An 11,258-nucleotide genomic window follows, 5' to 3' on the forward strand; every position below is an offset into this window, starting at 1 on the left:
GCGGTTCGTCCCCGGTCCACACCCGCGGCATCACATTTGCGCAACCTTCGGTGCCCGGCCACCAGTTCTTCCCCGCACCGCGCTCGGAGGGCCTAGGATCTGAGTCATACACCTGGGGGGACCGGGTACTTGTGGGGTGGGTGACCCGAGTACCCGGTTTCGCACAGGATTCAACGAAGATTCTTGAAGAACGGGTAACACATGAACTCTCGACACGCTCAGGGTCGCCGCCTCGGCGCCCTGCTCGGCGGGGCGGCCGCCCTGTCCCTCATCGTCGCCGGCTGCTCCGCGCCCGGCACCGGCTCGGGCGACGGGGAGTCCTCCGGCTCCTCCGGCGGAGCCCTCACGATCGGTACGACGGACAAGGTCACGGTCATCGACCCCGCTGGCTCCTATGACAACGCCTCCTTCGGGGTCATGAACCAGGTGTTCCCCTTCCTGATGAACAGCACCTACGGCTCGCCCGACGTCGAGCCGGACATCGCCGAGTCCGCCGAGTTCACAGAACCGACGAAGTACACCGTGAAGCTGAAGCCCGGGCTCACCTTCGCCAACGGCAACGAGCTCACCTCCTCGGACGTCAAGCACAGCTTCGACCGCATGGTCGCGATCAAGGACCCGAGCGGCCCCTCCTCGCTGCTCTACAACCTGGAATCCGTCGAGGCCCCCGACGACCTGACCGTCGTGTTCACGCTGAAGACCGAAAACGACCAGCTCTTCCCGCAGATCCTGTCGAGCCCGGTCGGCCCGATCGTCGACGAGGATGTCTTCCCCGCCGACGCCGTCCTCGGAAACGACGAGCTGGTCAAGGCTCGCCCGTTCGCCGGCCAGTACACGCTGGAGAGCTTCGACCTGAACAAGCTGGCCTCCTTCAAGAAGAACCCCGACTACCAGGGCGTCCTCGGCGAGGCAAAGAACGACCAGGTCAACGTGAAGACCTACGCCGACTCCTCAAACCTGAAGCTGGACATCCAGAAGAACGAGATCGACGTTGCCTGGCGGAGCCTGTCGGCGACCGACATCGACGACCTGAAGGGCAACGACAAGGTCAAGGTTGTCGAGGGCGTCGGCGGCGAGATCCGCTACCTCACCTTCAACTTCGACACGCAGCCCTACGGCGCGAAGGCGGAGGGGGCCGACCCGGCCAAGGCGCTCGCGGTCCGGCAGGCCGTCGCCGACCTGATCGACCGCGAGGCGATCGCGAAGGACGTCTACAAGGACACCTACACCCCGCTCTACTCCTTCGTCGCGAAGGGCATGACGGGCGCGGTTGAGCCCCTGAAAGAGCTCTACGGCGACGGCTCCGGCGGCGCCGACGCCGCCAAGGCCAAGGAGCGCCTCGAGTCGGCCGGCGTGGAGCTGCCCGTCAAGCTGAACCTGCAGTACTCCAACGACCACTACGGTCCCTCCTCCGGCGACGAGTACGCCCTCATCAAGGACCAGCTGGAGCAGGACGGCCTCTTCGCCGTCGACCTGCAGACCACCGAGTGGGTCCAGTACGCCAAGGACTTCCCGTCCGACGGCTACCCCGCCTACCAGCTGGGCTGGTTCCCGGACTACTCCGACGCGGACAACTACCTGACCCCGTTCTTCCTCACCGAGAACTTCCTCGGGAACCACTACGACAACGCCGAGGTCAACGACCTGATCCTCTCGCAGGCCACCACGACGGACCCGGCCGAGCGGACCAAGAAGATCGAACAGATCCAGGAGCTCGTCGCGAAGGACCTCTCCACGGTGCCCTACCTGCAGGGTGCCCAGGTTGCCGTGACCGGAACCGATGTGACCGGAACCGAGGACACCCTCGACCCGTCCTTCAAGTTCCGTTACGGCGCACTCTCGAAGTAGCGCATCACCCCTGACGCGGCCGGAGCCGGAGCTCCGGCCGCGTCCCCACCTGTCTCCCGGCACCGTCGCCGGATCGAACGGATAGCATGACCTCAGCGGTTTCCCCTCCCACCGTCCCACCGACTCCGGGGGCCTCACCCCGGAAGCCCCGAAGCGCTCCGAAGGGCGGCGGCCTCGGCCGCTACATCCTGGTGCGCGGCCTCCTCATCATCCCCACGGTGTTCATCCTGGTGACGATGGTGTTCTTCCTGATGCGGGCCACGGGCGACCCGATCACCGCATCGCAGGGCGGTCGGCTCACCCCCGACCAGCTCGCGGAGCGCATCAGCGAGGCCGGGTATGACCGGCCCATCCTGGTGCAGTACGTCGAATATCTCGGCAAGATCCTCACGGGCGACTTCGGCACCACGATCAGCGATCACCGCCCCGTCACGGAGATTCTCGTCACCTACGGCACCGCGACCCTCGAACTCGTGTTCTTTGCCCTCATCGTCGCCCTGATCGTCGGCATCCCGCTCGGCATGGTCGCGGCGTACTTCCGCGACCGGGCCCCGGACGCCTTCCTGCGCGTGTTCGCCATCCTCTGCTACGCGACCCCGGTGTTTTTCGCTGGCCTGCTGCTGAAGCTGGTCTTCTCGATCTGGCTCGGGGTGCTGCCCACCGCGGGCCGGGCCTCGACCGCATCCGAGCTGGAGCTGCAGATGATGGACGCGCCAACGGGCCTCTACCTGCTCGACGCGATCCGGCTGGGCAACCCCGCCGTGCTCGGGGACGTCCTGCAGCACGCCGTGCTGCCGGGCATCGCGCTTGGCCTGCTCACCGCCGGCGTCTTTCTCCGGCTGGTGCGCACGAACGTCATCGGCACCCTGTCGATGGACTACATTGACGCGGCCCGCTCCCGGGGCGTGTCGGAGCCCCGCCTCGTCCGCAAGCACGCGTACAAGCCCGCTCTGATCCCCATCATCACCGTGATGGGCATGCAGATCGCGATGCTCCTGGGCGGCGCGGTGCTGACCGAGTCCACCTTCGAGTGGCAGGGGCTCGGCTTCCAGCTCGCGCACTACCTGCAGGCGCGCGACTTCGTCGCCGTGCAGGGCATCGTCGCGCTCCTCGCCGTGATCGTCGCCGTGACCAACTTCATCGTGGACATCGTCTCCGCGCTGATCGACCCCCGAGTGAGGTACTGACATGGCCACGCTGACCACGAGAAAGCGGCCGCTCAGCGAGCGGGTCCCGGTGCTCCGCGAGCTTCGGCAGAGCGTCGGCCTGCAGCGCGGGATGCTCGTCGCCGGGCTCATCCTGACCGGATTGTTTGTCCTCTCGGCCCTGCTCGCGCCCCTGCTGTCCCCGTACGGCTTCGCGCAGCGCAGCGCCGACGGGGTGTCCTTCTCGCCGACCCAGGCACCGTCCGCTGAACACCTGCTCGGCACGACCGCGAGCGGCTATGACGTGCTCAGCCGCGTGATCTGGGGCTCCCAAACGGCGCTGTTCGTCATCGTCGTCGCGGTGATCCTCTCGGTGTTCCTCGGCGTGTTCCTCGGGCTCGTCTCGGGCTACTACGGGGGCTGGCTCGACCGGGTCCTCGTCGTGGTCTGCGACGCGATCTACGCGTTTCCCTCGCTGCTGCTCGCCATCGTGATGTCGATCGTCATCAGCGGCGGCAAGTCCAGCCTCGTCGGCGGCGTCTTTGCCGCGGCGATCTCGATCACCGTGGTGTTCGTGCCGCAGTATTTCCGCGTGATCCGCGCCGAAACCGTGCGCATCAAGGCGGAGGCCTTCGTGGAATCCGCAATGGTGCTCGGCTCCAGCGGCCCCCGGATCATGTTCCGGCACGTGCTCCGCAACGCGACCCGCACCCTGCCCCTGATCTTCACGCTGAACGCCTCCGAGGCCATCCTCACCCTGGCGGGCCTCGGCTTCCTCGGCTTCGGCATCGAGCAGACCGCCGCCGCGGAGTGGGGCTTCGACCTGAACCACGCGGTCGCGGACGTCTCGGCCGGGATCTGGTGGACCGCGCTGTTCCCCGGGCTCGCGATCGTCCTCGTGGTGCTCGGCATCACCCTCGTCGGCGAGAGCCTGAACGACCTCGCCGACCCGCGCCTGCGCGGCCGACGCGCGGTCGGGAAGAACGCGGGCGTCGTCGCCGAAACCTCCGTGATCGCGGTCCAGGCCCGGGCACGAGCCACCGCAGACCCGCAGCGCTCCGCGGCGCGCCCGAACGAGGGAGGCCGCTCATGAGCGCCGAAAACCGCGCACACCCGGCCGCACACCCGACCACGAACCCGGCCGCCCCGGTCGTCGAGATCCGCGACCTGAGCGTGTCCTTCGCAACCGATGCGGGCCCCGTGAAAGCCGTTGACGGCGTGACGCTCGAGGTTCGCCCGGGCGAGGTGCTCGCCATCGTGGGGGAGTCGGGCTCCGGGAAGTCCGTCACCGCGAAGAGCATCCTCGGCCTCCTGCCCGAGACCGCCTCCGCGACCGGCCAGGTGTTTTTGCGCAGCCGGGACGGGGCCGAGCTCAACGACACCGTGAGCGTCTCCCCACAGCGGCTCCGCCAGATCCGCGGCGCCGACGTGTCGATGGTGTTCCAGGAGCCCTCGGCCTCGCTGAACCCCGTGTACACGGTGGGCTGGCAGATCGCCGAGGGCCTCCGCGCCCACGAGCGGATCAGCAAACGGGCGGCGCGGGCCCGCGCCGTCGAGGTGCTGGGCCGGGTCGGTATCCCCGAGCCGGAAACCCGGGTGGATTACTACCCGCACCAGTTCTCGGGCGGGCAGAAGCAGCGCATCATCATTGCGATGGCGCTCGTCCTGAACCCCGGGCTCATCGTCGCCGACGAACCGACCACGGCGCTCGACGTCACGGTGCAGGCCGAGATTCTCGACCTGCTGCGCCGCTGCCGCGACGACTTTGGCACGGCCATCGTGCTGATCACCCACAACATGGGGGTCGTCGCGGACCTCGCCGACCGGGTGGCCGTGATGTACCAGGGCAAGCTCGTCGAGGAGGCCGAGACGAGGACCCTGTTCTCCGCGCCCCGGGAGGAGTACACCCGCGCGCTCCTCGGCGCGGTGCCGCGGATCGGAGAGGCTCGGGCGCAGACCCGGGAACGGGAGGCCGAGCGCTCGGCGGACTGGGCGGACACCGAAGCGCTCGTGCGGGCGACCGGCCTCGGCATCGAGTTTCCCGGCCGGCTCGGCAAGCCCGGCTTCGTCGCCGTTGACGGCATCGACTTCGAGATTCGAGCGGGGGAGGTCCTCGGCCTCGTTGGCGAGTCCGGCTCCGGGAAGACCACGACGGGACGGGCAATCGCGGGCCTCACCCGGGTCACGGGCGGCTCCCTCCGGGTGCTCGGCCAGGAAATGAACGGCGTGCGCGAGCGCGACTTCACGCCGCTGCGCCGGGACCTCGGCTTCGTCTTTCAGGACCCCGCTTCGAGCTTCAACCCGCTCTTGACGATCGCGGAGTGCGTCGCCGAGCCCTTCCTCGTGCACGGCGAGGCGGGGGAGAGCGGCGACGTGCGCGGCCGCGTGGACGAGCTGCTTGAGGCGGTGCAGTTGCCCCGAAGCTACGGGGATCGCTTCCCGCACGAGCTCTCCGGCGGGCAGCGCCAGCGCGCCTCCCTGGCCCGCGCGATCGCCCTCGACCCGAAGCTGCTCATCGCGGACGAACCGACGAGCGCGCTCGACGTCTCCGTGCAGGCGCGGGTGCTCGCGCTGTTCGCGGAGCTGCAGCGGGAGTTCGGCTTCGCCTGCCTCTTCATCAGCCACGACCTCGCGGTCGTGGACATCCTGGCGGACCGGATCGCCGTCCTGTACCGGGGCAAGCTCGTCGAGGAGGGCCGCGGCGAGCAGGTGCTGGACCACCCGGAGCACGCCTACACGAAGCGGTTGCTCGCGTCGCTGCCGGTGCCGGACCCGGCCGAGCAGGCAAAACGGCGCGAATCCCTGCGTGCCCTGGCGGCCTCCTAGGCCGGAACCCGGACACCCGCTGGGGATTGGGCGGCGGCGCTCGCCCGCGGGTCCGGGCACTCGTTAGGCTGTGTGGGTGGGCCGGGACCGGCCTGCCCACACGGAGAGAGGGGCTGCCATGACGGAAGCAGGATACGAGCCGAACCCCGCCGGGGAGGCTGAGCTGCCGCCCCTCTCGGAGCGGGTGAGCGCCCCCCGGGACCTCGAACTGCCGGGCGCCGGGGCCGGGCTCACCTGGCGGCGGCTGCGCCGCGAGGATCTGCCCGCGCTCCTGGAGCTGGCCCGGGCGGCCGGCGCAATCGACCACCCGACCTGGACGCCGATGCTCGACGAGCTGACCGCGGACTTCGACCGGCCCGCCGTCGATCCCGAGCAGGACACCGCGATCGCCCTGGACGCCGGCGGGCGCGTGATCGCCTACGGGGAGGCCGCGCTGGCCAGCTCCCAGGAGAGCCTCGTCCGCGTGTTCCTCAGCGGCTGGGTGCACCCGGATCGGCGTCGGGAGGGTCTCGGCTCGGCGCTGCTCGCCTGGCAGGAGGGTCGCGGGCGGCAGCTGCTCGCCGCGCAGTCGGCGCGGCTGCCGGGCTGGCTGATCACGAACGCCGATGCGGGAGCGGTCGCGCACCGGGCGCTGCTCGACGCGGCCGGGTTCCCCCACGCACGCTGGTGGTTATCGATGAGCCGGGACCTGACCGAGCCGATCCCCGAGGTGGAGCTTGCGCCCAGGATGCGCGTCGTGCGCTTCAACGCGACGCTGTCCGAGCCGGCCAGGCTCGCCATGAACGACGCCTTCCGGGACCACTGGGGAAGTCAGCCGACCACCCGGCAACGCTGGGAGGCAGAGCACGCCCTAGCCGCCTTTCGCCCGGACCTCTCCTGCGTGCTCGTCGTCCCCGACGGCTCGGAGCGCGAGGGCCGGACCGAGCTGCCGGAGGCCGCCGGCGCGCTCACGGTCTCGGTGAATCCCGAGGACTGGCCCGCGCAGGGCTTCAGCTTTGGCTATATCGAGATGCTCGGTGTGCGGCGGAGCTGGCGGGGGAACCGGGTCGCCCAGGCCCTGCTCGTGTGGGCCTTCCGCGAGCTGCGCGAGGCTGGGCTGGACCGGGCCGTCCTCGACGTGGACGTGGCGAGCCCCACTGGCGCGCTCGGCCTGTACGAGCGGCTGGGCTTCACCGAGTCCTCGCGCTCGGTCAGCCAGACAAAGGTCTTCTGAGCCGCGCTCCGGGTGCCGCGCGATGGGAACCGCGTGGGAGGAGCGGCGAGAGCGGAGCCGCGTTACGTGAGCGCCGTGATGTCCAGGCTGAGCAGCACCGCGCCCTCGGCCCCGGGTGATTCGGCTCCGGAAGACTCGGACTCCTCGCTTGGGGCGATCAGCGCGCTGACCTGCACCTGTGCCGTTTCGAGCTGCGCGGTGCGCTCGCCGGGCAGGCCGCTTTCGTCGGAGAGCACGGCGAAGCCGCCCGCCTCGATGAGCGCGTCCAGGGCGGCGTTCGCGGCCGCGGCATCGGGGTAGCGCAGCACCGCGAACCAGAGGCCCGCGCCGCGCTCGCCCGCGTCGTCGATCACGGCGTCGGCGGCCAGCGGGACGAGATCGGTGGGGAAACTCGCGGGCAGCTCCGCGGTCTTGGTCGGCTCGGGGCCGATCTCGGGCTTCGTCTCGCCCTCGACGGGCGGCTGCACGGACTCGGGGGCCGTGCCGCCGTCGACGCCCGCGGGCGTGCCGGAGCCGTCGGCGGATCCCGGCTCGGGGGCGCACCCGGACAGCGCGAGCGCGGCCGCGAGGGGCAGGGCGAGCAGCGTGAGGACGCGGCGCGGTGCCGTGCGCCGCACGGCGGCGGGCCGCACCGCGGAGGACCACACAGATCCGGGAAGCTGGGGCGCGGGGCGTCGGGTCATCAGAGCAGCCAATCGTCGTCGTCGGTGTCGTGTTCCGAGCCGGCCCAGGAGCCGGAGCCGGGTCCCTCAGTATCGCCGATCTCGGGAGCGGTGGGGACGGCGGCGCCGCCGTGTCGCGAGATGGTTCCGTCCGAGGTCACGGCGAGCTCGACGCCCTCCCGGCCGAGGGCGACGCGGGGCCGACCCTCCAACCAGGTGAGCGTCCAGGACTCGCCCTCGGGCGCCTCCTCGGCCGCGATTGCCGCGAGCAGGGCCGCCGGGAGCCCGGCCGGGGGCGTGCCCCCGACCGGCCAACGACTCCCGACGCGCACGGCTAGACCTCCGCCGGGGCCTCGAGCACGATCTCGGTGACCGCGATGCCGTCCGTGCCACCGTCCACGAAGCTCAGCTCCGCGATCCGGCCGACGGCGCGCAGGTCATCCGCGGCGAGCTCCAGGCGGCTGCGATCCTCGTCGCAGGCGCTGATCGTCGCCGAGACCACGTGGGTCTTCTGCGAGGCCTTCGCGTTCGTCTTCGCGCCGCGGATCCCGATCAGGGCGTTGCCGACGAGGTCGAGCAGGCTGATGTCGGCGTCGTCGAGCGCGAGGCCCTCGTCCGTGGGCCAGGACGCGGTGTGCACCGAGCCCTCGTTCGTCCAGGACCAGACCTCCTCCGTGGCGAAGGGGATGAACGGGGCAAACAGCCGGAGCATGGCATCCAGCGCGGTCTTCAGCGCGGCGACCGCGGAGGCCTGCTCGGGGGAGGCCTCGCCGTAGGCCCGCTCCTTGACGAGCTCCAGGTAGTCGTCGCAGAAGGTCCAGAAGAACGACTCCGTGACCTCGAGCGCGCGGGCGTGGTCGTAGGCCTCGAAGGCGGCGGTGGCCTCGCGAACGACCTTGCCGAGGCCCGCGAGCATGCTGCGGTCCAGCGGCGCGGTGACGGGCGCGTCCTGCGCGCCCTCGAAGCCGAGGATGAACTTGGCCGCGTTCAGTACCTTGATTGCCAGGCGGCGGCCGATCTTGATCTGGGTCGGGTTCTGCGGGTCGAAGGAGGCGTCCACGCCGAGCTTGGCGGAGGCGGCCCAGTAGCGGACCGCGTCGGAGCCGTGCTGATCGAGCATCGAGGCCGGGGTGACCACGTTGCCCTTCGACTTGGACATCTTCTTGCGGTCCGGGTCCAGGATCCAGCCGGAGAGCCCGGTGTTCGTCCAGGGCTTCTGCCCGTGCTCCAGCTCGGAGCGCAGCATCGTGGAGAACAGCCAGGTGCGGATGATGTCCTGCCCCTGGGGGCGGAGGCTGAAGGGGAAGACCAGGTCAAACAGCTCGGGGTCGCGCTCCCAGCCGGCGACGATCTGCGGGCTGAGCGAGGAGGTCGCCCAAGTGTCCATCACATCGACCTCGCCGACGAAGCCGCCGGGGACGCCGCGCTGGTCCTCGGTGTACCCCGTGGGCAGGTCGGAGGAGGGGTCGGCGGGCAGCTGCTCCCGGGTGGCCACGATCACGTTGTCGTAGTCGGGGTTGCCGTCCGCGTCGAGCGGGTACCAGACAGGGATCGGCACGCCGAAGAAGCGCTGCCGGGAGATCAGCCAGTCGCCCGAGAGGCCGTTCACCCAGTTCTCGTAGCGGACCCGCATGAAGTCGGGGTGCCAGTTCAGCTCCTTGCCGAGCTCGATCAGGCGGGCCTTGAGCTCGGGGCGCTTCGCGCCGTTCTCGATGTACCACTGCCGGGTGGAGACGATCTCGAGGGGCTTGTCGCCCTTCTCGAAGAACTTCACCGGGTGGGTGATGGCGCGGGGCTCGCCGACGAGCTCGCCGGAGGCGGTCAGGAGCTCGATGACGGCCTTCTTTGCGCTGAAGACGGTCTTGCCCGCGATCTCGGCGAAGGCGGCGAGGCCGGCCTCGCTCTGGATCGCCTCGGGCGCCTCGGAGACGACGCGGCCGTCGAAGCCGATGATGCCGCGGGCGGGCAGGTTCAGCTCGCGCCACCAGATGACGTCGGTCGTGTCACCGAAGGTGCAGACCATCGCGATGCCGGTGCCCTTGTCCTGCTGGGCGAGGTGGTGGGCGACGACGGGGACCTCGACGCCGAAGACGGGGGAGGTGACGGTCGTGCCGAACAGCTCGCGGTAGCGCTCGTCGTCGGGGTGCGCCACGAGGGCGACGCAGGCCGCGAGCAGCTCCGGGCGGGTGGTGTCGATGAGGATGTCGCCCTGACCGTCCGGGCGGTGGAACGCGAGCGTGTGGTATGCGCCGGGCTGGTCGCGGTCCTCGAGCTCGGCCTGGGCGACGGCGGTGCGGAAGGTCACGTCCCAGAGGGTCGGGGCCATTGCCTGGTAGGCCTCGCCGCGGGCAACGTTGTTCAGGAACGCGAGCTGGGAGGTGAAGAGCGACTCCTGGCCGATGGTGCGGTAGCTCTGGGTCCAGTCGACGGAGAGGCCGAGGGTGCGCCACAGCTGCTCGAACTGCTGCTCGTCTTCCTCGGTCAGCTGCTCGCACAGCTCGATGAAGTTGCGGCGGGAGACGGGCTGCTGGTTCGCGGGCTTGGACGCCTGCGCGTTATCCCCGTTGAAGGGGGGCTCGAAGCCCTCGACGTAGGGCAGCGAGGGGTCGCAGCGCACGCCGTAGTAGTTCTGCACGCGACGCTCGGTCGGCAGGCCGTTGTCGTCCCAGCCCATCGGGTAGAAGACGCGCTTGCCGGTCATCCGCTGGTAGCGGGCCACGACGTCGGTGTGGGTGTAGCTGAAGACGTGCCCGACGTGCAGCGAGCCGGAGGCCGTGGGCGGCGGGGTGTCGATGCTGTACACGCACTCCTTGGTCGCCCCCTCGCGCTCGAAGCGGTAGGTGCCGTCCTGCTCCCAGGCGGTGCCCCACTTGGTTTCGAGGCCTTCGAGGGCGGGCTTGTCTGGGAGTGCGGTCATGGTGGCGCTGCTTTCGCTGTGGGCGGCACCGTGTCCGTGGGGCGCGGGGCCCCGGGTGCCTGTTGGTCTGAATCCGAATCAGTCTACCGAATTCACTCGCGGGTTCCTACTCAGCGAAACCCCCTCGCGAGTTGACGGTTTTCAGCTGATTTCCGGGGGGAAATCCGCGAAACCGCTCACCTCGGGAGGGGGTCTCCGTGCGGGGCTGGGTCGAGTCGGCAGCGTCGAGTCGGCAGCGCGACCGAGTCGGCAGCGCGAGCTAGCGGGCTCGGGTGTCCGCGGCGCGGACCAGCTTCCAGAGCAGGGGGAGCGCGGCCGCGGCGATGAGCCACTTCACGATGCCGCCCGGGATGAAGGGGATCACGCCCGCCTGCAGAACCGCGTGGAGGTCGTTCGGGAGGCCGAGCGCGCCGAGGGCCATCGCGAGGTACGGCACGCCGACGAGGAAGGGCACGATGCTCGCGGCGAGGAAGCCGAGCAGGGCGAGCGCGGGGCGGCGGTCCCAGGACCGCTCGGACAGCCAGCCGATGAGGGCGGCGGCGGGCACGAAGCCGATGATGAACCCGAAGCTGGGGGAGAAGCCGGCCCCCGCCCCCGCGAAGATCGGCAGCCCGGCGACGCCGAGCGCCAGGTAGAGTGCGAGCGAG

The 11,258-nt window shown here is 70.2% G+C and carries 9 protein-coding genes; 5 read left to right on the top strand and 4 right to left on the bottom strand.

Annotation, left to right across the window (positions count from 1 at the left end):
- The first annotated feature begins 201 nt into the window (after positions 1 to 201).
- The 5 genes from OOT08_RS15370 (at position 202) to OOT08_RS15390 (ending at position 7,032) form a co-directional block, all read left to right on the top strand.
- The gene (locus tag OOT08_RS15370; RefSeq protein ID WP_325093719.1) at positions 202 to 1,848 is read left to right on the top strand and encodes an ABC transporter substrate-binding protein; all 1,647 of its coding nucleotides are present in this window, start codon (positions 202 to 204) and stop codon (positions 1,846 to 1,848) included.
- 86 nt (positions 1,849 to 1,934) lie between these two features.
- A complete protein-coding gene (locus OOT08_RS15375; protein WP_325093720.1) occupies positions 1,935 to 3,035 on the top strand; it encodes an ABC transporter permease in 1,101 nt (366 codons plus the stop codon).
- A 1-nt stretch (position 3,036) separates the two neighbouring features.
- Positions 3,037 to 4,086 carry an ABC transporter permease gene (locus OOT08_RS15380; protein WP_325093721.1) on the top strand — a complete coding sequence of 350 codons (1,050 nt, stop codon included), beginning with the start codon at positions 3,037 to 3,039 and terminating at the stop codon, positions 4,084 to 4,086.
- On the top strand, positions 4,083 to 5,819 hold the full coding sequence (locus OOT08_RS15385; protein WP_325093722.1) for an ABC transporter ATP-binding protein: 1,737 nt from the start codon (positions 4,083 to 4,085) through the stop codon (positions 5,817 to 5,819). The genes OOT08_RS15380 and OOT08_RS15385 overlap by 4 nt, the downstream gene beginning before the upstream one ends.
- Before the next feature lie 118 nt (positions 5,820 to 5,937).
- Complete coding sequence (locus OOT08_RS15390; RefSeq protein ID WP_325093723.1) at positions 5,938 to 7,032, top strand: GNAT family N-acetyltransferase; 1,095 nt, start codon at positions 5,938 to 5,940, stop codon at positions 7,030 to 7,032.
- A gap of 62 nt (positions 7,033 to 7,094) precedes the next feature.
- Here OOT08_RS15390 and OOT08_RS15395 read toward each other — a convergent pair whose 3' ends face one another.
- The 4 genes from OOT08_RS15395 to OOT08_RS15410 all read right to left on the bottom strand — a co-directional run.
- Entirely contained in the window at positions 7,095 to 7,715 is a 621-nt protein-coding gene (locus OOT08_RS15395) for a hypothetical protein (protein ID WP_325093724.1), read from the bottom strand.
- The gene (locus OOT08_RS15400) at positions 7,715 to 8,026 is read right to left on the bottom strand and encodes a Fe-S oxidoreductase (protein WP_325093725.1); all 312 of its coding nucleotides are present in this window, start codon (positions 8,024 to 8,026) and stop codon (positions 7,715 to 7,717) included. The genes OOT08_RS15395 and OOT08_RS15400 overlap by 1 nt, the downstream gene beginning before the upstream one ends.
- Before the next feature lie 2 nt (positions 8,027 to 8,028).
- Positions 8,029 to 10,611 carry a valine--tRNA ligase gene (gene valS / locus OOT08_RS15405; RefSeq protein WP_325093726.1) on the bottom strand — a complete coding sequence of 861 codons (2,583 nt, stop codon included), beginning with the start codon at positions 10,609 to 10,611 and terminating at the stop codon, positions 8,029 to 8,031.
- Between the two features lie 259 nt (positions 10,612 to 10,870).
- Positions 10,871 to 11,258: biotin transporter BioY (locus OOT08_RS15410; RefSeq protein ID WP_325093727.1), on the bottom strand; the 388-nt coding region annotated here is incomplete at its 5' end.

The sequence above is a fragment of the Leucobacter sp. M11 genome (genome assembly GCF_035726885.1).
Taxonomy (GTDB): domain Bacteria; phylum Actinomycetota; class Actinomycetes; order Actinomycetales; family Microbacteriaceae; genus JAPFRB01.

What these genes read in the sequence shown, in the direction of transcription:
- OOT08_RS15370 (WP_325093719.1), top strand. Translation starts at nt 202, where the DNA reads ATGAACTCTCGACACGCTCAGGGTCGCCGCCTCGGCGCCCTGCTCGGC.
- OOT08_RS15375 (WP_325093720.1), top strand. Translation starts at nt 1,935, where the DNA reads ATGACCTCAGCGGTTTCCCCTCCCACCGTCCCACCGACTCCGGGGGCC.
- OOT08_RS15380 (WP_325093721.1), top strand. Translation starts at nt 3,037, where the DNA reads ATGGCCACGCTGACCACGAGAAAGCGGCCGCTCAGCGAGCGGGTCCCG.
- OOT08_RS15385 (WP_325093722.1), top strand. Translation starts at nt 4,083, where the DNA reads ATGAGCGCCGAAAACCGCGCACACCCGGCCGCACACCCGACCACGAAC.
- OOT08_RS15390 (WP_325093723.1), top strand. Translation starts at nt 5,938, where the DNA reads ATGACGGAAGCAGGATACGAGCCGAACCCCGCCGGGGAGGCTGAGCTG.
- OOT08_RS15395 (WP_325093724.1), bottom strand. Translation starts at nt 7,715, where the DNA reads ATGACCCGACGCCCCGCGCCCCAGCTTCCCGGATCTGTGTGGTCCTCC.
- valS (WP_325093726.1), bottom strand. Translation starts at nt 10,611, where the DNA reads ATGACCGCACTCCCAGACAAGCCCGCCCTCGAAGGCCTCGAAACCAAG.